We start from the raw sequence: 22,755 nt of genomic DNA, 5'->3' as shown, positions 1-22,755 counted from the left end.
TTGCCCCGATCCGTCACCGGGAGATCCCGGACTTCGCCGGGATGAAGTTCACTATTATCCGAGTTGACTACGCCCGCCCGTCCAGCCGGATGGTGCGGCCTTCGCGTGCGGACCGGTAGATCGCCTCGATGATCCGCATGTCGCGCAGCCCCTCCTCGCCCGACACGATCGCGGTGCGGCCATTGGCGGCACACTGCGCCATATGGTCGAGCTGTCCGGCGAACTGGGTCTTGGCCGGGCCCGGCGGCGGCGTGACCGCCCGGTCGCGACCGTTGCTGCCGACCCACAGCTTCTGCCCCGAATATCCGGTCGCGGGTTCGAGCTCGATCCGGCCTTTCTCGCCCATCAGCAGGATATGGTTCTGACTGGCGCTGTACATCGACTGACAGCTGCCGAGCGCCCCGGACGGGAATTCCAGCGTCCAGTCGATCATGTCCTCGACCTCGCGGAAGCGCGGGTCGCGGCGGTCGGTCGATTCGCGTGCGGTCACCGCGACCGGTTCCTCACCCGTCATGTAGCGCGCCGCCTGAAGGCTGTAGATGCCCATGTCCATCAGCGACCCGCCGCCTGACAGCGCGCGTTTGAGCCGCCATGCTTCGGGATCGCCCGCGACGAAGCCATGCTCCGAACGGACGTAGCGGATCTTCCCCGCCGCGCCGCTGCGCGCCAGCCGCATCGCTTCGAGGTTGTACGGCTCGAAATGGCAACGATAGCCGATCATCAGCTGGCGATCCGCCTTGCGCGATGCGGCGATCATCGCCTCGCATTCGGCGACGGAGATCGCCATCGGCTTCTCGCACAGCACATGCTTGCCCGCCTGCGCCGCGCGGATCGAGAATTCGGCGTGCATGGCGTTGGGGAGGCAGACATAGACGATGTCGACCTCCGGATTGTCGCGGATGCGGTCGAAGTCGCGATAGGCGTAGATCGATCGTTTCGGCAGTTTGTGGTCGGCGGCGACCTTCGCCGCCTTGGCCGGATCGCCGCTGACCACCGCCGCCAGCCGGCTGTGGCGGCAATTGGCGAATTCGGGAATGATCCGCCCGAGCCCGTAATTGCCCAGCCCGACGATGGCATAGCCGAGCGGCCGGTCTTCGGACGCCAGCACCCGCGTGCTGGAGGCGAGCGAGAGCGCGGCGGCACCGAGCATTACGTCGCGGCGGGCAAGATTCATGGCGGTATCTCCGGCGGTTACGCCCACAGGATGCCGGTCGGCCGGCCCACGTGCAAGCCGCGCGGAGACGACCGTTGGTAAAGCCCCGGAAGCTGTCGCCAACCCCAGGTTGATCCGCGGTGCCGCAAGTGGCCGCCAATGGCCGCGGGAACTGCTGAATGTCGATCGGCCCTAGCTCGCCGAAGCCACGTCATCGGCTGCAACCACGGCGTCGTCTCCGGCACGTGCGCGGCGCTGTTCGGTCAGCACCTGCCACCCGGTCAGGAACAGCGCGCCGGCGACCGGGCCGACGACGATGCCGCTCAATCCCATCAGGTCGATGCCGCCCAGCGTCGTCACCAGCACCAGCCAGTCGGGCAGTCCGGTATCGCGCCCGACCAGCACCGGCCGCAGGATATTGTCGGCCAGTCCGATCACCAGCACGCCCGACAGGATCACCACCACCCCCTGCCAGATCGCACCGGTCGCCAGCAGGTAGATCGCGACCGGGGTCCAGATCAGTGCCGGGCCGACCGCGGGCAGCAGTGCGACGATCGCCATCACCACCCCCCACAGCAATGCGGCGGGCAGGCCGACAATCCAGAAGGTGATCGCGCCCAGTGCTCCCTGCACCAGCGCCACGACCCCCGACCCCTTGATCGTGGCGCGAACCACCGCGACGAACTTTTCCGACAGCCGGCCTGCAACGTCGGATTCGAGCGGCAGCGCGCGGACGATCGAGGTGCCGATACGCTCGCCGTCGCGCAGCAGGAAGTAGGTGACGTACAGCCCGACGCCGAATGCCAGCAGGAAGGCGGCAGCGTTGGCGCCGATCGACAATGCGCTCCGGGCAAGCACGCTGGCGCTGGCGCCCACCGCCTGCGAAATCTTGGTCTGCGCACGTTCGAAGCTGCCGAAGCCCGCGCTGTCGATCGCCCGCTGGATACGGGTCGGCAGCGCGCCATGCACCTGTTCGAAATAGGTCGCGAAGTTGATCTGTCCGGTGCGCAACTGGCCATAGACGCCGGCGGCCTGATCGACGACCATGCTGACGATAATCATTGCCGGGATGACGACTGCGACGGTGATGATGAGCAGCGTCAGCGCCGCCGCAAGGTTGCGCTGTCCCGGACGCCAGCGCAGCAGGCGCTGGAACAGGGGCTGGAACAGCAGCGCCGCCAGTGCCGCCCACAGCAACGCACCGATGAAGCTGGACACGACCAGCGTGAGCGCGATGGTGACAAGCGCGAGGAACAGGATGAACCCGCCGGTTTCGACGCGCTGACGGACGATGGGCATGCTGGACGGCCTTCGGTTGGGACGGGCCGGCATGGGTGCCGGACGGTTATCGTTGCGGGGGCGAAACGCCGCAGCACGTGCTATGCTCTCTGCCGGCGGTTCGATAGTGGTAATTGCCTCGTACCTGCCCAAGGCAACGGCAGGGCGAACCGCATGTCATTCCGGCGCAGGCGGTATGTCGTGGTGGCCGCACGGGTCGAGCGCGGTTTGGAACTGCGACGACGCTTCGGTGCGGATGGAACGGGCATCACTGCGTCGCCGCGCGCCAGTTGAGCAGATGCGCCGCCGCCAGCACCACGCCGCCGATCGAGGTGACGATCCGCTCCACCGTCTCCCCGTCGACGGCAAAGGCCCCGGTCCCCAGCAGAGCGAGGCCCATCAGCGCCAGTGCGGCAGGCAGGGTTCGACGATGCCGGCGATAGCCTGCGCCCAGCGCCACCAGGCTGGTGGGTACGGCGAGGGCGAAGGCGATTGCGTGAAATGCCTCGGGCACGATCAGGATCGTCGCCAGCACGGGGAGGGCGACCAGCAGCAGCGGCAGCAGCAGGCAATGGACGAGGCACAACAGCGACGCGGCGACCGCGAACCCATCGAGCAGGCGTTGTCGCCGGGAGGGAAGGACGACGGGGGGCGGGGCATGGGACATAATGACAACCTTCAATGATATGTTGTATCATTTCGGAAGTCGGACACGCCGCTGCAACCCCGCGATCGTCAAGGATCGCGCGTGGCGGCGGCATCGTCAGTTGCGAAGGTGCGTCCCGTTGCGCCAGAACCATCGAAAGATGGTGACCCCTACGAGAATCGAACTCGTGTTTTCGCCGTGAGAGGGCGACGTCCTAACCGCTAGACGAAGGGGCCGTGTGCGGGAGGGGCGCTCCTACGCGGCAATCCGACGGCCGTCAAGCGTCCCGACCGGCGGGAAGGGCGAGGGATCGGTTGCAAATCGGAACACATGCCGTTCAGCGAAATGAAACCTTTCGATCTGCCGCGCTTTGAAGGGCCTGAACCAATTCAGTCAGGGCGCTCCCATGGCAAAGGCACTACCCGTCATCCTCTCGCTCATCCCGCTGGCCGCCGTCATCGGTGCGTGCGTGACCTGTCCCTGACGGGACGTCACGCCGGACCGCCACGGGCAACGAAAAGGCCGCCGGATCGCTCCGGCGGCCTTTTCTGTCGGTCGAAGCGGCAGGGATCAGCCCTGCGCTTCTTCCTCGTTCGCGTCGTCGCGGGCGATGTCGCCCGGCTCGGCGTTGGGATCGTAATCCTCGGTGAAGCCGGCATCGTCACGCTCGAACATCGAGGCCATGACGTCGACGCCCTGCGCCTGCATCTCGGCTTCTTCCGGCGAACGCGCGACGTTGACCTTGACGGTCACGGCGACTTCCGGGTGCAGCGAGACCTTGACCTCGTGCACACCGATCGCCTTGATCGGGCGATCGAGCGCAATCTGCGACTTGTCGACCTTGTGGCCGTCGGCGACCAGCGCGTCGACCAGATCGCGGACCGCGACCGAACCGTAGAGCTGACCGGTGTTTGACGACTGACGGATCAGCGTGACCGACACGCCCTCGAGCGTCTTGGCCTCGGTCTCCGCGTCGGTGCGACGGGCGGCGTTGTCGGCGACGATCCGCTCGCGGTTCGCCTCGAACACCTTCTTGTTGGCTTCGTTGGCGCGCAGCGCCTTCTTGCGCGGCAACAGGAAGTTGCGGGCGAACCCGTCCTTCACCTTCACCACGTCGCCGATGGCGCCGAGCTTCTCGACGCGTTCCAGCAGAATGACGTCCATGTCGGGCGCTCCTTACTTAACGATGTAGGGCAGCAGGCCCAGATGGCGGGCGCGCTTGATGGCCTGAGCCAGTTCACGCTGCTTCTTCGCGCTCACCGAAGTGATGCGCGACGGGACGATCTTGCCGCGTTCGGACACGAAGCCCTGCAGCAGACGAACGTCTTTGTAATCGATCCGGGGAGCGTCCTTCGCGGAGAAGGGGCAGCTCTTGCGGCGGCGGAAAAACGGACGTGCCATGGTGCTGCTCCTTACGCTTCGACTTCGGCCGACGGTTCGCGCTCGCGGCGCGGACCGCGGTCGTCACGGTCACGGCCACCACGACGGTCGCCACGCTCCGAGCGCTCGCTCTTGCGCATCATCACGGTCGGACCTTCCTCGTGGCCGTCAACCTTGACGGTCATGAAGCGGATCACGTCCTCGTTGATCTGCGTCTGGCGCTCTAGCTCGGCCACGACGTCGCCCGGCGCGTCGATCTCGAGCATGACGTAATGCGCCTTGCGGTTCTTCGCGATGCGATAGGCGAGGCTGCGCAGGCCCCAGGTTTCGGTCTTGACGACCTTGCCGTTCATGTCCTGAACGATCTTGGTGGCGGTTTCCGCCAGCGCGTCCACCTGCGCCTGTGCCAGATCCTGGCGCGCAAGGAACACGTGCTCGTAGAGAGCCATATTCTGATCCGTCTGTTGGCCGATCGCTGACGCCGCGCCAATCGCGAACGCCCCTCCGGCTGTCGTCTTCCAATGCAGTCCGGGGCGACAGGACATGCCCGCCACCCCGGAGAGCGCCGCACTTACCCGAAACCGGGAAAGATGCAAGCGGCGAGTCTGTCCTGCACCCTATCGAACCCTGTGCTTCCGCAAGGTCCGGGAATGCCGGTCAGTTCGCGATCGCGCCACCGATCACCGCGCCGATCACGCCGCTGGCGATCGCGATCAGCACCGCATCGTTGCCCGAGCGCACCCACTGATATCCCCGGGGCGGCGCATAGACGCCGCGCTGACGATAGGCGCGATAGTCGATCTGGCGATAGTTCGGGGCCCGGTTGCGATCGAACCGCTGGCCCCGCTGCCACCTGGCATGGCCCACCGGCTGCTGGCGCACGACGGTCCTGCGGACATTCTGGCCGTGGCGGTTCTTCTCGACGACGACCGTGCGGCCGGGGCGCTCCTTGACGACGGTACGGCCCTGTGCCGACGCCGCCATCGGGGTTGCCAGCAGCGCGGCGGTCATCGCGGTAAGGATCAGCTTCTTCATCCCGGTCACTCCATTGCTCTCGTGTCGAAGCCGAAGATGGGAGCCGGGTGTCGCGGGGGTTTGTCAGCAGGTCGCCGAAATGGTCGCAGCGTGTCGCGATGCGCCCTCTTGCGTTCAGCTTGGCCGAGCGACTACCCCGCGCGGCTTGGATTTGCAGGAGACGTCGGCGATGCGCGCATTCATCTTTCCGGGGCAGGGCAGTCAATCGGTCGGCATGGGCGCCGCACTGGCCGCCGCCAGCCCCCATGCCCGCGAAGTGTTTCAGGAAGTCGACGAGGCGCTGGGCCAGAACCTCTTCCGCCTGATGGCTGACGGCCCCGATGCCGAATTGCTGCTGACCGAGAATGCCCAGCCGGCGATCATGGCCAACGCCATCGCGACGCTGCGCGTGCTGGAGCGCGAGGGCGGCATCCGCCTGGCCGACAAGGCCGACTTCGTCGCGGGCCATTCGCTGGGCGAATATACCGCATTGTGCGCGGCCGGCGCGCTCGACCTGTCGACCACCGCGCGGCTGCTCAAGCTGCGCGGGCGGGCGATGCAGGCGGCGGTGCCGGTGGGCGAGGGGGCGATGGCGGCGCTGCTCGGCGCCGACCTGACCAAGGCGCAGGCACTGGCCGAAGCTGCGGCCGAAGGCGAGGTCTGCACCGTCGCCAACGACAACGATCCGTCGCAGGTCGTGATTTCGGGCGCGAAGGCCGCGATCGATCGTGCGGTGCCGCTGGCCAGGGAAATGGGCATCAAGCGCGCGGTCGTGCTGCCGGTATCCGCGCCGTTCCACTGCCCGATGATGCAGCCTGCGGCCGACGCGATGGCGGCGGCGCTGGCCCATGTCGCGCTGTCGGCGCCGGTCGTACCCGTCTATGCCAACGTCACCGCCGCGCCGGTAGCCGATCCCGAGACGATCCGTCGCCTGCTGGTGGAACAGGTCACCGGCATGGTCCGCTGGCGCGAATCGGTGCTGGCGATGCAGGATGCGGGCGTCAGTGATTTCGTGGAACTGGGCGGCAAGGTGCTGGGCGCGATGGTAAAGCGCATCGCCCCCGACGCGACCGCGACCAGCGTGGTGACGATGGCCGATATCGAGGCGCTGGTGGGGCGGTTGTAAGAAAGTATTTGTTCGCGCAGAGGACGCAAAGGGCGCAGAGAGGGCGGAATGCGGGCTATCGATCGTGTGACCAGCGACGTGATCGATGTGGCGATCCGCGTTCACAGGGACTTGGGTCCCGGCCTCTTGGAAAGTGTCTATGAAACCGTCCTTGCCGCAAAGCTCGCAGCAGCTGGCTACCCGGTTCAACGGCAGTATCCGGTTTCTTTCGAGTTCGAAGGCATGCGCTTTGATGCAGGCTTCCGCGCCGATCTATTCGTCGACGAACGACTGATCGTCGAAATCAAATCCGTCGAGCAAGTATCGCGGGTGCATGTGAAACAACTACTGACCTACCTCAAGCTGACAAAACAGCCCGTCGGGCTGCTCATCAACTTCGGCGGTGAAACGTTGAAAGAAGGCATCCGCCGGCTCGTCAACAACTACACCCCCTCTGCGTCCTCTGCGTCCTCTGCGCCTCTGCGCGAAAAATATCAGGAAAGCTGACCTATGTTCGACCTAACGGGAATGACCGCCCTCGTGACCGGCGCCAGCGGCGGCCTTGGTTCGGCGATCGCCAGGGGCCTTGCCGCGCAGGGCGCGCGCCTGGCGCTGTCCGGCTCCAACATTGCCAAGCTGGAGGCGTTCGCCGCCGAACTGGGTGGCGATCACGTCACGCTCGCCTGCGACCTGTCCGACGGTGCGGCGGTCGATGCGCTGGTGCCGCAGGCGGTGGCGGCGCTCGGCAAGCTCGACATCCTCGTCAACAATGCCGGCGTCACCCGCGACAATCTCGCCATGCGGATGAAGGACGACGAATGGGATCAGGTGATTCGCGTCAACCTCGAAGCCGCGTTCCGCCTGTGCCGTGCCGCCGCCAAACCGATGATGAAGGCGCGGTTCGGCCGGATCGTCTCGATCACTTCGGTCGTCGGACAGACCGGCAATCCGGGGCAGGCCAATTATGCCGCGTCGAAGGCGGGGCTGGTCGGCCTGTCGAAGGCGCTGGCCGCCGAACTCGCCAGCCGCGGCATCACCGTCAACTGCGTCGCGCCCGGCTTCATGGCGTCGGCGATGACCGACGTGCTGCCCGAGGCGCAGAAAACCGCCCTGCTGGGCAGGATTCCGGCCGGGGCGTTGGGTTCGGGCGATGACGTGGCGGCGGCGGTCGCCTATCTCGCCAGTCGCGACGCCGGGTATGTGACCGGCCAGACGATCCATGTGAACGGCGGGATGGCGATGATATGAGCGTGATGCTGATGGCGGCGATGCTGGCCGCGGGCGATGCCAATGTCGTCAAATGCACGGTGGCGAAGCTGCCCAAGAGCGATCTGGCCAAGCTGCAGCAGGGCATGATCGTCGGTGTGCTGGAAGGCAGGAAGCCGGTGCCGGCGACCGAGACGCTGGTCAGGACCGTGCGCCGCCACGCCGCGACCTGCCACCCCGGCACCGGCAAGGCGGATGCGCGGGCGGGTGACGTCGTCATCACCAGCATCGCGGTCGAGGCACTGGCGTCGGGACTGTCGGCAAAGGGCGTCGATCCGGTCGCGGTCAATCGCCGCCTCAGCCAGACGTCGCCGGCCGTTCTCAACGCATTCCTCGCGCGCAAGCAGACGCCCGAAGTCGATGCGTTCATGCAGGGGATGATGGGTCTGGCCGGCGCGAACAAGGGCGATACCCGGTTGCAGCGGTTGATGGGCGGCTATGCCTTCAACGCCGCGACTCTCGCCCGCCTGTTCGCCGCCAGGGGTTGAGCGTCCGCACCCGCGCACTTGCGCGCGGGCCGGACGCGCTTTAGGGGCATGCAGGTAAGAAACACCCCGAATGTGAAGAGGGAATGAATATGAGCGAGACCGCCGAACGCGTGAAGAAGATCGTCGTCGAGCATCTCGGCGTCGAAGCGGAGAAGGTGACCGAGGACGCGAGCTTCATCGACGATCTGGGTGCGGACAGCCTCGACATCGTCGAACTGGTGATGGCGTTCGAGGAAGAGTTTGGCGTCGAGATCCCCGACGATGCCGCCGAGAAGATCACGACCGTCAAGGACGCGATCACCTATATCGACGAGCACAAGGGCTGATCCGGCCGGGGCGGCCCCGCCGCCCAGCCGACTGCCAGAATTTCACGGCCCCCCGTCCCGGCGAACAGCCATGGGCGGGGGGCCGTTCGTTACGTATCTGAACGGAGAGAATGCCATGCGCCGCGTAGTCGTGACCGGCCTCGGCCTCGTGACCCCGCTGGGTGCCGAGGTGGAAACCGCCTGGAAGAACCTGATCGCCGGCAAGTCCGGCGCGGGGCCGATCACGCATTTCGATGCGTCGAACCAGAAGTGCCAGATCGCGTGCGAGGTGAAGCCGGCGGATCATGAATATGGTTTCGATCCGAACAAGCGCGTCGACCACAAGGTTCAGCGGCAGGTCGATCCGTTCATCGTCTACGGCATCGACGCCGCCGGACAGGCGCTGGAAGACGCCGGACTGACCGACATGACCGAGGACCAGCGGCTGCGTGCCGGTGTCTCGATCGGATCGGGGATCGGCGGCCTGCCCGGGATCGAGATCGAATCGGTCAACCTGCACGAACGCGGTCCCGGCCGGGTCAGCCCGCACTTCGTTCATGGTCGCCTCATCAACCTCATCAGCGGGCAGGTGTCGATCAAGTACGGGCTGATGGGACCGAACCACGCGGTCGTCACGGCGTGCTCGACCGGTGCGCATTCGATCGGCGACGCGGCGCGGATGATCCGCGACGACGACGCCGACATCATGCTGGCGGGCGGTGCCGAAAGCACGGTCAACCCGCTGGGCGTCGCCGGCTTCGCACAGGCGCGGGCGCTCAACATGAGCATGAACGACCGTCCGGCCCAGGCCAGCCGTCCCTATGACAAGGGTCGCGACGGCTTCGTGATGGGCGAGGGCGCGGGCGTCGTCGTGCTCGAGGAATATGAGCACGCCAAGGCGCGTGGCGCGAAAATCTATGCCGAGGTCGTCGGCTACGGCCTGTCGGGCGACGCCTATCACGTCACCGCGCCGCACCCCGAGGGCAAGGGCGCGGAGATCGCGATGCGCATGGCGCTGCGCAAGGCGGGGATGGAGCCGTCGGACATCGATTATATCAACGCGCACGGCACCTCGACCATGGCCGACACGATCGAACTGGCCGCGGCCAAGCGCGTGTTCGGCGACGACCTGTCGGGTGCGTCGATGTCGAGCACCAAGTCGGCGATCGGCCATCTGCTGGGCGGCGCGGGCGCGGTGGAGAGCATCTTCTGCATCCTGGCGCTGCGCGACCAGATCGTGCCGCCGACGCTGAACCTCGACGATCCCGATGATGGCACCGAGGGCGTCGACCTCGTGCCGCATCATGCCAAGAAGCGGCAGGTGCGTGCGGTGTTGAACAACAGCTTCGGCTTCGGCGGCACCAACGCCTCGCTCGTCATGAAGGCGATCTGATCCCGTGCGCCGGATCGGCTGCTTCGGCCTGATCGTCGGACTGCTCGCCATCGGCGCGCTGTTCATGGTGATGCAGGGCTGGGGCGGGGCCGGTCCGGCACAGCGCACGGTGACGGTCACGGTGCCGCAGGGCGCCAGCCTGTCGGCGGCAGCGGACGAACTCGAAAAGGCGGGCGTGATCCGCTCCGCCGACCGCTTCCGCCTCTACGCACGCTTTCTCGGGGACGACGAGCCGATCCGCGCCGGCGAATATCGCGTGCCGCCGCGCATCTCGCAGTCGGACGTGCTCAAGCTGTTGCAGGGCGGTCGCACGCTGCAACGCTTCGTGATGGTGCCCGAAGGGTGGCCGTCGGTGCTGGTGCGGGACGCGGTGGCCAGGGCGCCGCAGCTGGAAGGAACCGCGCCGCTGCCCGCAGAGGGCAGCATCCTGCCCGACAGCTACAGCTACGAACGCGATGGCGACCGCGCGGCTCTGGTCAGGCGGATGCAGACCGCGATGGACCGTTACCTTGCCGATGCGTGGAAGAAGCGGAAGCCGACGACGGTGGTGAAGACCCCGCGTGAGGCGATCATCCTCGCCTCGATCGTCGAGAAGGAAACGGCCAAGTCTTCCGAACGCCGCATGGTCGCCGCAGTCTATTCGAACCGGCTGCGCACGGGGATGCGGTTGCAGGCAGATCCGACCGTCATCTATCCGATTACCAAGGGAAAACCGCTCGGTCGGCGCATCCGCAAGTCGGAGCTGCAGGCGAGGAACGGGTACAATACCTACGCGTCGGGCGGGCTGCCGGTCGGGCCGATCGCCAACCCGGGACGCGCGTCGATCGATGCAGTGCTCGATCCGGCGGAAACCAGGGCGCTGTACTTCGTGGCGGACGGGACCGGCGGGCATGTGTTCGCCGACACGCTGGCCGAGCATAACGCCAATGTGCAGAAATGGTACGCGCTGCGCCGGGCGCGGGGCGAGATGTAGGCTTTCGCCGCAGGGTGCGGGCGGGGAGGGGCGTTCCGAACCGCCGACGGTAACGCCCCTCCACCCTGCCGGACATGGTCCCCGCCCCGAAGGGCGGAGAGAATGTCAGCGGCGCAGGCCGTTCGCGGCATGCGCGCGCGCTTCGGTTTCGGCATGGGTCGGGCCGACGATCCAGCTGCCGCCGACGCACAGCACCGGATCGAACGCCAGCCATTCGGGTGCGCTCGCTTCGGTGATCCCGCCGGTCGGGCAGAACTTCGCCTGATAGAAGGGGGCGGCGAGCGCCTTCAGCGCCTTCAGGCCGCCCGAGGCTTCGGCCGGGAAGAACTTGAAGTGGGTGAGGCCGAGGTCGAGCCCGCGCATGATGTCGCCGGCATTGGCGATGCCGGGCAGGAACGGCACGCTGCTGTCGATGATCGGACGACCGATCGTTTCGGTCAGGCCGGGGGAGACGATGAATTCGCTGCCCGCGTTCATCGCCTGGCGGAACTGTTCGGGGCTGACGACGGTGCCGGCACCGACGATCGCGCCCTCCACCTTCTTCATCTCGGCGATGGCTTCCAGCGCGGCGGGGGTACGCAGCGTCACTTCGAGCACGCGCAGCCCTCCCTTGACCAGCGCCTCCGCCATCGGCCGCGCATCGGCGGCGTCGTGGACAACCAGGACCGGGATGACCGGGCTGGTCTGCATGATGTCTGCGATCGTGACGGTCATCGGGCGTGCTCCTGCGCGAATGCGGCCGCGGCCCCGAACAGGCCGGGCTGGGGATGGGTGATGAGCTTGACGGAGATGCCCGCCATGAGATTCTGGAACCGGCCCTTGGCGGTAAAGCGGTTGCCGAATCCGGATTCCAGCAGGTGATCCTTCAACCGCAGGCCGAGGCCGCCGGCGATCACGACCGCCTTCGCCCCCTGTGCCAGCGCAAGGTCGCCGGCAACGGCACCCAGCGTCAGGCAGAAACGGTCGAGCGCGGCGACGGCGATGCTGTCGGTCCCCTCCAGCGCGGCCGCCCACAGCGTCTTGTCGTCGCTGTGCGGCACCGAAACGCCCTCGATCTCGGCCAGCGTTTCGTACCACGCGACGATCGACGGGCCGGCGCAGGCGCGCTCGTTCGAGCCGCGGCCATGCGCGCGGCGCAGGCGGCGCAGCAGCGCATCCTCGATCCCGTCGAGCGGAGCGAAATCCTGATGCCCGCCTTCGGTTTCCAGCACGTGATAGCGATCGTCGGTCCGCAGCAGCTGCGCCACGCCCAGTCCGGTGCCGGGGCCGCAGATCGTGACCACGCCCTTGTCGGGCAATGCGCCTTCGGGGCCGCACAGGTGGATGAAGTCCTGCTCGCCGACCTGTGCGACGGCGTGGCCGACCGCACCGAAATCGTTGATGATCGTCCAGATGTCGACGCCGAGCCGTTCCTGTATCAGCGGCGGGCGGATGATCCAGGGGTTGTTGGTGAACTTGATGAGCGTGTCGTTGACCGGCGAGGCGACGGCCAGGCTGGCGGCACGCGGCAGCGGACGCCCCAGATCACGCTCGAACGCCCGCCACGCCAGTTGGAGGCTGCCATGTTCGGCCACCTTCTGCGTGATCGGATCGCCCAGATGGACGACACGACCATCCTCGACCTCGGCAATCGAGAAGCGGGCGTGGGTGCCGCCAATATCTACCGCAACGACTTCCATGACCTCTCCTTATACCCCGCCGGCGTATCCCCGCGCAGGCGGGGATCCAGAGTTGCGTGGGTGTCGCCTGTGGCTCTGGACCCCCGCCCGCGCGGGAGTACCGTCTGCCTCCGGCAAACGTTACAACCCGGCCGCAGCCAGCATCGCCGATGCGCCGGCCTCCGCCTCGCTCGCGCCCTGCCGCATCATCGCAAAGATTTCGCGACCGGTGCCGTCCGCCGCGGGGGGCGCCTCCGCATGATCGCGCGCCGCCCATTCGTCGGCGGGCACCAGTGCCTCCAGCGTGTTGGCATTGGCGTCGAGGCGGATGACGTCGCCGTCGCGCAGCTTGCCGATCGGCCCGCCGCCCAGCGCCTCGGGCGACAGGTGGATCGCGGCCGGCACCTTGCCCGACGCGCCCGACATGCGCCCATCGGTGACCAGCGCGACGCGGAAGCCGCGATTTTGCAGCACGCCCAGCGGCGGGGTCAGCTTGTGCAGTTCGGGCATGCCGTTGGCGCGGGGCCCCTGATGGCGGACGACCACCACGACGTCGCGGTCGAGTTCGCCATTCTTGAACGCGGTCTGCACCGACGCCTGATCGCTGAACACGCGGCACGGTGCCTCTATCACCCAGCGATCGGGATCGACCGCCGACACCTTGATACAGGCGCGGCCGATATTGCCCTGGAGGATGCGGAAGCCGCCTTCGGGAGCGAACGGCGCGTCGATGGTGCGGACGATGGTGTCGTCGCCGCTGGCCGGCGCATGGTCCTTCCACACCAGTTGGTCGTTATCGACGCTCGACTGGCGGCCATAGGCGGCCATGCCGTCCTTCGCGATGGTCAGCACGTCGCCGTGGAGCAGGCCGCCGCGCAGCAGCTCGCGGATCACGAACGACGGACCGCCGGCATCCTCGAACCCGTTCACGTCGGCCGACCCGTTGGGATAGACGCGGGTCAGCAACGGCACGACCTCGCTCAACCGGTTGAAATCGTCCCAGTCGATGATGATCCCCGCGCAGCGCGCGATGGCGGGCAGGTGGATCAGGTGGTTGGTCGACCCGCCGGTCGCGAGCAGCACGATGGCCGCGTTCACGATCGCCTTTTCATCGACCACCCGGCCGATCGGGCGATAGTCGTCGCCGTCCCAGCCGATTTCGGCGAGGCGGTGGACGGCATGGCGCGTCAGTTCCTGACGACGCTTGGTGCCCGGATTGGCGAAGGCCGCGTCGGGGACGTGCAGGCCCATCGCCTCGACCATCATCTGGTTCGAATTGGCGGTGCCATAGAAGGTGCAGGTGCCCTTGCCATGATAGGCGGCGATTTCGGCGTCGAGCAGTTCCTCGCGGCCCACCTTGCCCTCGGCATAGGCTTCGCGGACCGCCGCCTTCTGCTTGTTGGGGATGCCCGACCGCATCGGGCCGCCGGGGATCAGCACCATCGGCAGGTGGCCGAAGCGCAGCGCGCCCATCAGCAGGCCCGGCACGATCTTGTCGCAGATGCCCAGCAGCGCCGCGCCCTCGAACGTGCCGTGGCTCAGCGCCACCGCAGTCGACAGTGCGATGGTGTCGCGGCTGAACAGCGACAGCTCCATGCCGGGAAAGCCCTGCGTCACGCCGTCGCACATCGCGGGCACGCCGCCCGCGACCTGTGCGGTTACGCCCGCCTCGCGCGCCCAGACCTTCATCTGTTCGGGATAGCGGTAATAGGGCGCGTGCGCCGACAGCATGTCGTTATACGCGGTGACGATGCCGATGTTCATCCGGTTGGCCGGACGCATCGCGTCGCGATCCTCGTCGGTGCCGGCATAGGCGTGGGCGAGGTTGGCGCAGCCGAGCATCGGCCGGTCGACGCCGCTCTCGCGCTCCCGGTCGATCAGCGCGAGATAGGCGGCACGCTTTTCGCGCGACGCTTCGATGATGCGGTCGGTGACGGCGGCGATTGCGGCGCTGAGGGCCATCATGCGCTCCAGTGGATATCGAAGGGAAGTTCGACTTCGGCCAGCACGCGGCCGATCGGATAGGAAGAGGACGCGCCCTGATCGATCGCGCGTTCGAGCACGCCCTTCTTCTCATCGCCGGTGATCGCGATCATCAGCGCGCGGGCCGATGCGATCGCCGCGTGGCTCAGGGTGACGCGGGCGACCGGGGCCTCGGGCGGCAGCGGGTCGGGCATGACGCCCAGCGCGCGGCGTTCCTTCGGACCGGTCAGTGCCTCGGTCAGGTCGGGGCCGGGGAAGATCGACGCGGTGTGGCCGTCGGCGCCCATGCCGAGCAGGCACAGGTCGAGTGGCCAGTGCAGGTCCTGCAAACGCGCATCGGCGGCGCGGCCGGCGGCCTTGTAGTCCGGCGCCTTCTCGGCGGTCAGCGGGATCACGCGGGCGCCCTTGGGCAGGAAGATTTTGGCGAGGCCGGTGACGTTCGACAGCGCGTCGCCCATCGGCACGATGCGGTCGTCGGTGGGCAAGATCGTCACCCGCTTCCAGTCGAGCTTGGCCTTGACCAACTGGTCATAGATCGGGGCGGGGGTGCGACCGCCCGCCAGCGCGATCACCGCCGCGCCGCGCGCGTCGATCGCCGATTCGATGATGAACTGGATGTCGCCGGCCAGTGCCGCGGCAAATTCGGCGGGTTCGTCATATTCCCACCATTCGATCTCGGTCATTCTGCAATCCCGTGTGGTTTTCCGTTTCGTTCGAGCTGATCGAGAACCGGTTCTCGACGGACGCATCTCGACTTCGCTCGATGCTGCTCGAACTGAACGGGGTATATAGGGTGGAAGGGGAGCGTCTCACACGCTCACTCGTTCCACGTCACCCCGTCGCGTTCGGTCAGCGCGACGCTGGCATTGGGGCCCCAGCTGCCCGACGCATAGCCCTTCGGCTTCGTCCCGTTGCTCTTCCATCCGTCGCGGATCGAGTCGATCCACGTCCACTGCGCCTCCACCTCGTCGCGGCGGACGAACAGCGTCGGGTCGCCCTCGATCAGGTCGAGCAGCAGCCGCTCATACGCGATGCGGCGGCGGGTGCCGGCAAAGGCGGTGGTCAGCGACAGGTCGAGCGGCACTTCGCGCAGGCGGACGCCGTCGCGGTCGAGGCCGGGCTCCTTCGCCATCACCAGCAGGCGGACATATTCCTCGGGCTGGAGGCGGATGACCAGCGTGTTGGGCTGCAATTGCCCGCCGCGATCGGCGAAGATCGAATGCGGCACCGGCTTGAACTGGATCGAGATTTCCGAATGGCGGTCCTGCATCCGCTTGCCGGTGCGCAGGTAGAAGGGCACGCCCTGCCAGCGCCAGTTGTCGACATGCGCCTTCACCGCGACGAAGGTCTCGGTGTCCGAATTTTTGCCCAGTTCCTCGTCGTACCCGCGGACGATCTCGCCCTTCACCGCGCCGGCGTCATACTGGCCGGTGACGGTGTGGGCGTTTGCCTCCTCCGGCCCGATCAGGCGCAGCGAGCGCAGGACCTTCACCTTTTCGTCGCGGATCGACGTGCCGTCGAAGCGCGCGGGCGGCTCCATCGCGATCAGCGCGACCAGTTGCAGGACGTGGTTCTGCACCATGTCGCGCAGCGCGCCGACCTCGTCATAATAGCCCGCGCGCCCTTCGAGGCCGACGGTTTCCGAGATGGTGATCTGGACGTTGTCGATGCCGCGCGCGTTCCACACCGGCTCGAACATCGCGTTGCCGAAACGCAGCGCGAGGATGTTCTGGACGGTTTCCTTGCCCAGATAATGGTCGATGCGGAAGGTCCGCTCTTCCGGGAAGGCGGCGGCGACGAGGTCGTTGATCTCGCGGCTGGATTGCAAATCCTTGCCCAGCGGCTTTTCGAGGCTGATGCGGACGTTGGGGCCGGCGAGCCCGGCGCTCTTCAGGCCGGTGATGGTCGGGCCGAACAGCCACGGCGCGGTCGACAGGAAGATCGCGAGCCCGCCCGAGATGTCGCCGAGCTTGTCGGCCAGCGCGCCGAAGCCGTCGACGTTCGACGCGTCGAGCGGCTGATAGTGCAGGCGCGCGAGGAAGCCGTCGATCGCCGCTTCGTCCTTGCGGTCATCGGGCAGGAACTGGTCGAGCGCGTGCCGGGCGAAATCGCGGAAGCCGGCATCGTCATGCTCGTGCCGCGCGGTGCCGGTGATCGTCAGCCCTTCGGGCAGCAGGTTATCGGCGTGCAGGCCGTAGAGCGACGGGAGCAGCATCCGCTGCGACAGATCCCCCGTCGCGCCGAACAACAGCAGCTTCGCTACCGGTTGCCTCGTCATGCCAGCTCCTGTTTTTGTAAAATCGAAATCGTGTGGGTTCCTAGCAGCCTATTTCGCAAACGCGAAGGCGGCATAGGTATGCGATGCGCAACGATTGCTCCGGTCGTCAGGAAATTGCGCGAACGCCGCTATAGCGTCAGGCCGGCGGTCTGGTCGAACCCGGCCATCAGGTTGAAATTCTGCACCGCCGCGCCCGACGCGCCCTTGCCCAGATTGTCGAGCGTCGCGACCAGCCGTGCCTGGCCGGTGTCCATGTTGCCGAACACGCGCAAGGTCAGGCGGTCGGTGCCGGCATCGGCCTCGATCGGGATCGCGCTGTCGTCGCCGGGCAGCACGCGCACCACCGGCGATTCGCGATACGCATCGGCCAGTGCCGCCTCGATCGCCGACAGGCTGGGGCGGCGGTTGAAGGCGAACAGCGGCAACGGCACCTCGACCACCATGCCGCGATAGGCACGCGCCACCGACGGCTGGAACAGCGGCGGATGGGCGAGGCGGGCGTGGCGCTGCATCTCGGGCACATGCTTGTGCGCCAGCGACAGGCCGTAGCCGAGCCATGCGGTGTCGGTCTCGCCATTCTCGAACGCGGCGATCATCGCCTTGCCGCCGCCCGAATAGCCCGACACCGCGTTCACGCTGACCGGCCAGTCATGGGGGACGAGGCCGGCGCGGATCAGCGGGCGGAGCAGCGCGAGGAAGCCGGTCGGGTAGCAGCCGGGGTTCGAAACGCGCATCGCGGTCGCGATCGCGCCGGGCTGCGACGGTTCCAGTTCGGCCATGCCATAGGTCCAGCCATCGGCGACGCGGTGCGCGGTCGATGCGTCGATGACGCGCGTGCGGTCGTTGTCGATCATCGCCACCGCGTCGCGCGCGGCATCGTCGGGCAGGCACAGGATGACGAAGTCGGCATCGTTCAGCGCCTCGCGCCGCGCCGACGCGTCCTTGCGGCGCGTCTCGTCGAGCGTGATGAAGTCGACCTCCGGCCGGTCGGACAGCCGGTCGGCGATCTCGAGGCCGGTGGTGCCGGCGGCGCCGTCGATGAAGACGCGGACGGTCATGCGGGGCGCCTCCGGGCGCGGACGGGGCCGAACCGGTCGAGCGCGGCGACGGGTTCGCAGCGCACGGTGCCATCGGCATGGATCGCGGTATCGGCGTCGACCAGCATCACGGCATGATCGGCGAAGAACAGCAGGTCGCCGCGCCGCAGCGTGTCGCCTTCGGCCAGCGGCATGCCGAACCCCGCGGCCTGAAGGTCGAGGAAGCGGGGCGGGGGCGTACCGGCCAGCGAGCAGGCGAGGAAGACCAGCCCAGCCGGATCGACACCGTCGCCCGAACGGCCGCCGGCGATCGCCGGAACGCCACGCAACGCCAGCGCCCGGCCGACCGCATCGCCGGCCGCATCGCTGAGCGGAAGAAGTGCAGTCGCGGCGACATAGCCGCCATCGACCTCGCACCAGTCGTCGTTCACCGGCGTCGCTGCGACTCGCGCACCCATCGGCAGCGTCAGGGGCAGGGGGCGGGCGGTCGACGGGGCGGCATGGACCACCGTCTTCGCCGCGACGACGACATGCGAGACGTCGAACCGTTCGACCAGGTCCTCGCGCACGACGAAGCCGACGGTGCCGTCGATCGGCGACCGGCCCCAGCCATGGGTCGAGGTGAATTCGAGGACGTCGAACGGTTCGCCCGCCAGCGCCTGCGACAGCACGGGACCGCCTGCCGCATCGAGGATCGGGGTGGTGCGCCCGGCCGTGCGACGGACCGGCACGGCATAATGCGGGGCGAACACACGTTCGGCGAGGCGGATGTCGGCCAGATCGCGGCGGACCGCGTCGACCCGGGAATCGAGCACGGCCGATCGCGTCCGCAGAGCAAAGCGCCTACGCGCTGGCGTGTCGCCGGTGATAGTCGCCGACGCCGTCGCCGCCCATGAACTGCCCGAACTCTGCAAGAAAATTTGCCCCTTCGCTGGTCTGCGCGACGAAGATGTTGCGCTTGTCGGCATCGTCGCGTTGGCGGCGGAGATAGCCGAGCGTACCCAACCTGTTCAAGGCGCGCGTTACGACCGGTTTCGAGACGTTCAGCGCACGGGCAAGGCCGCGCACGGTGTGCGGGCCGGGTTGCAGGTAGACGATCATCATGAGCGCCATCTGGCGGTTGGTCAGGTCCGGCTCGCCCGAGCGGACATAGTCGACCAGGCCGTCCATCCATTTCTTGAGGGGTATCGTAGGGAACATCGCTGGAACCTAACGTGGATACAAGGCCGTAGGGCGGGGTCGAAAGATGAACGTCGCAATCGCGCGCTTGGTTTCCCGGTCGATACGATAATGTTACGGAAGGAACGCTGCCGCTCGGTTGATCGCGGGGGCCGGCTCGCCTATGTGGCGCCCTTCGACACCTGCACTCCCTTCTTTCGGAAATGTTCCCCGGCCATGTTCACCTTCCTGCTCGTCGTCCATGCGATCATCGCCGCGCTGCTCGTGGCCGTGATCCTCATGCAGAAGTCGGAAGGCGGCGGGCTGACCACCGGTGGCAGCCCGTCGGGGCTGATGTCGGCGCGGGGCGCGGCCGATTTCCTGACGCGGGCGACGGCGGTGCTGGCCGGGCTGTTCATCGTGATGAGCATCGCGCTGGCGGTGATCGCGGCGAATCGGGGCGGAAGCTCGATCGATACCTCGCTGGCGCGGCCGGCGACTCCGCCGCCCGCCGCCAACGCGCCGGTCGATCCGGCCGCCGATCCGATCGGCAACCTGACCGGCGCCGACAACGGCGCGGTCCCGCTCGCCCGCTAAACCCCTTTCCATCAACCGGTCCGTCGTATTTCGCGGGCGTGGGAGCAAACCCGCGCTTGGCGGCGATGGCGTTCGACGCTAGGCGATATCTCCCATGGCGCGGTATATCTTCATCACCGGCGGCGTGGTCTCGTCGCTCGGCAAGGGGCTCATGGCAGCCTCGCTCGCAGCACTCTTGCAGGCACGCGGCTACAAGGTCCGCATCCGCAAGTTCGACCCCTATCTGAACGTCGATCCGGGGACGATGTCGCCGTATCAGCATGGCGAAGTCTATGTGACCGACGACGGGGCGGAAACCGACCTCGACCTTGGCCATTACGAACGCTTCACCGGCGTCGCGGCGCACCAGTCGGACAATGTGACGTCCGGGCGCATCTACCAGACGATCATCCAGCGCGAACGGCGCGGCGACTATCTGGGTGCGACGGTGCAGGTCGTTCCGCACGTTACCGACGCGATCAAGGCGTTCGCGCAGGCCGATACCGTCGACGACGACGGGCAGGATCTCGATTTCGTGCTGTGCGAGATCGGCGGGACCGTCGGCGACATCGAATCGCTGCCGTTCATCGAGGCGATCCGCCAGCTCAAGAACGAGCTGGGCCGCGGTCGCTCGATCAGCATCCACGTGACACTGGTGCCGTACATCGCGGCGGCGGGCGAACTGAAGACCAAACCCACGCAGCATTCGGTGCGCGAGCTGGCGGCGCTGGGCGTGCAGCCCGACGTGCTGGTGTGCCGCTGCGAAAAGCCGCTGCCGGCCAGCGAGCGGGCGAAGATCGCGTTGTTCTGCAACGTGCCGGCGGCGGCGGTCATCCCCGCGCTCGACGCGTCCAGCATCTATGCGGTGCCCGAGCAATATCACGCCGAGGGGCTGGACGCCGAAGTGCTGCGCGCGTTCGGGATCGAGCCGGGCGACGCCCCCGACCTGTCGCGCTGGTCCGACATCATGGACCGGTTGCAGAACCCCGAAGGCGAAGTGACGATCGGCGTGGTCGGCAAATATGTCGGGCTGCAGGATGCGTACAAGTCGCTGAACGAGGCGCTGGTCCATGGCGGGATCGCCAACCGGGTGAAGGTCAGGATTCGCTGGATCGATGCCGAGCTGTTCGAGGGCGATCACGACATGGTCGCCGCCGAGCTGGAGCCGTGCCACGCGATCCTCGTCCCCGGCGCGTTTGGGGAGCGCGGCGCGGAGGGCAAGATCGCCAGCGTCCGCTTCGCCCGCACGCGCAAGGTGCCGTATTTCGGCATCTGCTTCGGGATGCAGATGGCCTGTATCGAAGGCGTGCGCGACATCGGCGGCATCGCCGATGCGTCGTCGACCGAATTCGGCCCGACCGAAGAGCCGGTGGTCGGCATGATTACCGAATGGATGGCGCCCGAAGGCATCCAGAAGCGCGAATCGGACGGCGACCTGGGCGGCACGATGCGGCTGGGTGCGTATGAAGCGACGCTGGCGGGCAATTCGGTGGTCGCGTCGATCTATGGCGGGACCAGCATCAGTGAGCGGCATCGCCATCGCTATGAGGTCAACACGGGGTATCGCGAGCTGCTCGAATCCGGCGGGCTGGTGTTCTCGGGCATGTCGCCCGACGGCATGCTGCCGGAAATCGTCGAGCGGCCCGACCATCCGTGGTTCGTCGGCGTGCAGTTCCATCCGGAGCTGAAGTCGAAGCCGTTCGACCCGCATCCGCTGTTCGCGAGCTTCATCGCGGCGGCGGTGAAGCAGTCGCGGCTGGTTTGAGGCTCACCTTACCGAACCGACCAGACCGTTCGTGCTGAGTAGGGGCTGAGCAAAGTCGAAGACCCGTATCGAAGCACTGGTGGCGGTCCTTCGATACGCCCCTTCGACAGGCTCAGTGGCTACTCAGGACAAACGGCCTGGCATGGGTCAAACCTGAAACAGCAACGGGCGCCCGAACCGGATCGGTTCGGGCGCCCGCCCACGGTGCGCAAGGGGAACGACGCGCCGCAGCGGTCAGGCGGCCTGCGCCTGATCGGCATCGTTGGCGATGACCGGAGGTACGCTCGTCTCGCCGATCGCCACGCGGCGCGGCTTCATCGCGTCGGGGACTTCGCGACGCAGTTCGATGGTCAGCAGGCCGTCGGCGAGGTCGGCGCTCTCCACGACGATGAAGTCGGCCAGTTCGAAGCGCCGCTCGAAGCTGCGGTTCGCGATGCCAAGATGCAGGACCGCGCTCTTCTGCGCATCGGTCTGGTCCGCCTTGCGACCCGAGACCACGAGCAGGTTCTGCTGGGCGGTGATCTCCACCTCGTCGCGCTTGAACCCGGCGACGGCCAGCGTGATGCGGTAGCGATCCTCGGCGACGCGCTCGAGGTTGAAGGGCGGATAGTTTTCGCCCGTCGCCGTGCGCGTGTTGTTTTCGAGCAGGTCGAACAGCCGGTCGAAACCGATGGTCGAGCGGCGATAGGGGGTGAAATCGAAGCTACGCATGTCAAATCCTCCGTCAGAAGCGAATTGATCGATCGGCATCCGGAAGCCCCGCGATGCCGGTTCGCGAACGGCCCCGCATGCACCGCTCGAGAACCGATATGGTTCTAGACCGAATGGGTTCAAGAGGCATTTGGTCGGTGGTCCACGTGGTGGGCTTCGCCCCCAAACGTCACCCCAGCGCAGGCTGGGGTCTTCTGCTGATAGCTCGGGGCAGGAGACGAGAGAGACCCCAGCCTGCGCTGGGGTGACGCGTGTGGCGTAGGGTTATCCCCACGGTTGAGTTGGCGACCGGACGGGTTTGGCGATTCAGTTTCCGGCGGAGCGGCGATCCTGCTTCCGGCGGAGCGTTGCGCCTGTGCGGCCCGGCCCGCTCTACGGTGATCTCCATCACGAGGGCGTCGGGAGCGATGCGCATGTGCGGCCCGGCCCCCAAACGCCAAACGGCCGGGCTGTCGCCAGCCCGGCCGCCTGCGTGACGATCGCTCGTCAGCCCCCTTGGTTGCCACCGCTTCTACGCCCCTTCCCCCCTTCCAGGGCGGAGCCGGTTGGCCTCCCCGAACCGTGGCCTGTATTGCCTGCGCTTCGTGG

Annotated in this window: 25 protein-coding genes and 1 tRNA gene; 9 read left to right on the top strand and 17 right to left on the bottom strand. The window is 67.2% G+C overall.

Translation table 11 applies throughout. The features are described 5' to 3' along the window. Positions 1 to 67: 67 nt before the first annotated feature. The 8 genes from QLH51_RS11780 to QLH51_RS11745 form a co-directional block, all read right to left on the bottom strand. Positions 68 to 1,174, bottom strand: a complete 1,107-nt coding sequence (locus tag QLH51_RS11780) for a Gfo/Idh/MocA family protein (protein WP_125659077.1) — start codon at positions 1,172 to 1,174, stop codon at positions 68 to 70. Between the two features lie 171 nt (positions 1,175 to 1,345). Next, entirely contained in the window at positions 1,346 to 2,452 is a 1,107-nt protein-coding gene (locus tag QLH51_RS11775; RefSeq protein ID WP_125659080.1) for an AI-2E family transporter, read from the bottom strand. Positions 2,453 to 2,699: 247 nt separating this feature from the next. Then, entirely contained in the window at positions 2,700 to 3,098 is a 399-nt protein-coding gene (locus tag QLH51_RS11770) for a MerC domain-containing protein (protein ID WP_125659082.1), read from the bottom strand. Positions 3,099 to 3,238: 140 nt separating this feature from the next. After that, positions 3,239 to 3,313: transfer RNA gene (locus QLH51_RS11765), tRNA-Glu, on the bottom strand. A gap of 334 nt (positions 3,314 to 3,647) precedes the next feature. Next, positions 3,648 to 4,241 carry a 50S ribosomal protein L9 gene (gene rplI / locus QLH51_RS11760; protein WP_125659085.1) on the bottom strand — a complete coding sequence of 198 codons (594 nt, stop codon included), beginning with the start codon at positions 4,239 to 4,241 and terminating at the stop codon, positions 3,648 to 3,650. Positions 4,242 to 4,253: 12 nt separating this feature from the next. Continuing rightward, positions 4,254 to 4,478, bottom strand: coding sequence for a 30S ribosomal protein S18 (gene rpsR / locus QLH51_RS11755; RefSeq protein ID WP_010543816.1), 225 nt, complete (start codon positions 4,476 to 4,478; stop codon positions 4,254 to 4,256). 11 nt (positions 4,479 to 4,489) lie between these two features. Then, a complete protein-coding gene (rpsF, locus tag QLH51_RS11750) occupies positions 4,490 to 4,906 on the bottom strand; it encodes a 30S ribosomal protein S6 (RefSeq protein WP_055761007.1) in 417 nt (138 codons plus the stop codon). A gap of 208 nt (positions 4,907 to 5,114) precedes the next feature. Continuing rightward, entirely contained in the window at positions 5,115 to 5,492 is a 378-nt protein-coding gene (locus QLH51_RS11745; RefSeq protein WP_125659088.1) for an RcnB family protein, read from the bottom strand. Positions 5,493 to 5,661: 169 nt separating this feature from the next. On the opposite strand from QLH51_RS11745, the gene fabD reads away from it, so the two are divergent. The 7 genes from fabD (at position 5,662) to mltG (ending at position 11,001) form a co-directional block, all read left to right on the top strand. Continuing rightward, positions 5,662 to 6,597, top strand: a complete 936-nt coding sequence (fabD, locus tag QLH51_RS11740; protein WP_125659091.1) for an ACP S-malonyltransferase — start codon at positions 5,662 to 5,664, stop codon at positions 6,595 to 6,597. Between the two features lie 48 nt (positions 6,598 to 6,645). After that, entirely contained in the window at positions 6,646 to 7,083 is a 438-nt protein-coding gene (locus QLH51_RS11735) for a GxxExxY protein (protein ID WP_125659094.1), read from the top strand. Positions 7,084 to 7,086: 3 nt separating this feature from the next. Continuing rightward, positions 7,087 to 7,824, top strand: coding sequence for a 3-oxoacyl-[acyl-carrier-protein] reductase (fabG, locus tag QLH51_RS11730; RefSeq protein ID WP_125659097.1), 738 nt, complete (start codon positions 7,087 to 7,089; stop codon positions 7,822 to 7,824). Next, positions 7,821 to 8,330 (top strand): hypothetical protein, encoded by a 510-nt coding sequence (locus QLH51_RS11725; RefSeq protein ID WP_125659100.1) that lies wholly within the window; start codon positions 7,821 to 7,823, stop codon positions 8,328 to 8,330. Before fabG ends, QLH51_RS11725 begins: the two co-directional genes overlap by 4 nt. An 89-nt stretch (positions 8,331 to 8,419) precedes the next feature. Next, entirely contained in the window at positions 8,420 to 8,656 is a 237-nt protein-coding gene (locus QLH51_RS11720; RefSeq protein ID WP_055760552.1) for an acyl carrier protein, read from the top strand. A 115-nt stretch (positions 8,657 to 8,771) separates the two neighbouring features. Further along, positions 8,772 to 10,028 (top strand): beta-ketoacyl-ACP synthase II, encoded by a 1,257-nt coding sequence (gene fabF, locus QLH51_RS11715; protein ID WP_125659103.1) that lies wholly within the window; start codon positions 8,772 to 8,774, stop codon positions 10,026 to 10,028. Between the two features lie 4 nt (positions 10,029 to 10,032). Beyond that, the gene (gene mltG, locus QLH51_RS11710; protein WP_206429101.1) at positions 10,033 to 11,001 is read left to right on the top strand and encodes an endolytic transglycosylase MltG; all 969 of its coding nucleotides are present in this window, start codon (positions 10,033 to 10,035) and stop codon (positions 10,999 to 11,001) included. A gap of 105 nt (positions 11,002 to 11,106) precedes the next feature. Here the strand turns inward: mltG and eda are convergent, their stop codons facing one another. From eda to QLH51_RS11670, 8 genes are all read right to left on the bottom strand, one after another. Continuing rightward, a complete protein-coding gene (eda, locus tag QLH51_RS11705; protein ID WP_125659106.1) occupies positions 11,107 to 11,715 on the bottom strand; it encodes a bifunctional 4-hydroxy-2-oxoglutarate aldolase/2-dehydro-3-deoxy-phosphogluconate aldolase in 609 nt (202 codons plus the stop codon). Then, positions 11,712 to 12,680, bottom strand: a complete 969-nt coding sequence (locus QLH51_RS11700; protein WP_125659109.1) for a glucokinase — start codon at positions 12,678 to 12,680, stop codon at positions 11,712 to 11,714. The genes eda and QLH51_RS11700 overlap by 4 nt, the downstream gene beginning before the upstream one ends. A gap of 120 nt (positions 12,681 to 12,800) precedes the next feature. Then, a complete protein-coding gene (gene edd, locus QLH51_RS11695; RefSeq protein WP_206429108.1) occupies positions 12,801 to 14,621 on the bottom strand; it encodes a phosphogluconate dehydratase in 1,821 nt (606 codons plus the stop codon). Beyond that, positions 14,621 to 15,325 carry a 6-phosphogluconolactonase gene (pgl, locus tag QLH51_RS11690; RefSeq protein WP_125659115.1) on the bottom strand — a complete coding sequence of 235 codons (705 nt, stop codon included), beginning with the start codon at positions 15,323 to 15,325 and terminating at the stop codon, positions 14,621 to 14,623. Before pgl ends, edd begins: the two co-directional genes overlap by 1 nt. Before the next feature lie 134 nt (positions 15,326 to 15,459). Next, complete coding sequence (zwf, locus tag QLH51_RS11685) at positions 15,460 to 16,920, bottom strand: glucose-6-phosphate dehydrogenase (protein ID WP_125659118.1); 1,461 nt, start codon at positions 16,918 to 16,920, stop codon at positions 15,460 to 15,462. A 128-nt stretch (positions 16,921 to 17,048) separates the two neighbouring features. After that, entirely contained in the window at positions 17,049 to 17,978 is a 930-nt protein-coding gene (argC, locus tag QLH51_RS11680; RefSeq protein ID WP_125659121.1) for an N-acetyl-gamma-glutamyl-phosphate reductase, read from the bottom strand. Continuing rightward, entirely contained in the window at positions 17,975 to 18,772 is a 798-nt protein-coding gene (locus QLH51_RS11675; protein ID WP_164516175.1) for an NlpC/P60 family protein, read from the bottom strand. Before QLH51_RS11675 ends, argC begins: the two co-directional genes overlap by 4 nt. Positions 18,773 to 18,800: 28 nt before the next feature. Further along, positions 18,801 to 19,127, bottom strand: coding sequence for a MarR family transcriptional regulator (locus QLH51_RS11670; RefSeq protein WP_055761039.1), 327 nt, complete (start codon positions 19,125 to 19,127; stop codon positions 18,801 to 18,803). Between the two features lie 225 nt (positions 19,128 to 19,352). Between QLH51_RS11670 and secG the strand changes: the two genes are divergently transcribed. Further along, entirely contained in the window at positions 19,353 to 19,712 is a 360-nt protein-coding gene (gene secG / locus QLH51_RS11665; RefSeq protein ID WP_125659127.1) for a preprotein translocase subunit SecG, read from the top strand. Between the two features lie 94 nt (positions 19,713 to 19,806). Beyond that, positions 19,807 to 21,456, top strand: a complete 1,650-nt coding sequence (locus QLH51_RS11660) for a CTP synthase (protein ID WP_125659129.1) — start codon at positions 19,807 to 19,809, stop codon at positions 21,454 to 21,456. A 234-nt stretch (positions 21,457 to 21,690) separates the two neighbouring features. On the opposite strand, the gene QLH51_RS11655 is transcribed toward QLH51_RS11660, so the two are convergent. Then, positions 21,691 to 22,167: an Hsp20 family protein gene (locus QLH51_RS11655; protein ID WP_125659132.1), complete on the bottom strand. Its 477-nt coding sequence runs from the start codon at positions 22,165 to 22,167 to the stop codon at positions 21,691 to 21,693. Positions 22,168 to 22,755: the final 588 nt, after the last annotated feature.

This window comes from Sphingomonas sp. 2R-10 (assembly GCF_030062225.1).
GTDB lineage: Bacteria > Pseudomonadota > Alphaproteobacteria > Sphingomonadales > Sphingomonadaceae > Sphingomonas.
The sequence above is the reverse complement of the archived record's forward strand: the minus strand, read 5'-3'. Positions and strand labels throughout refer to the sequence as shown.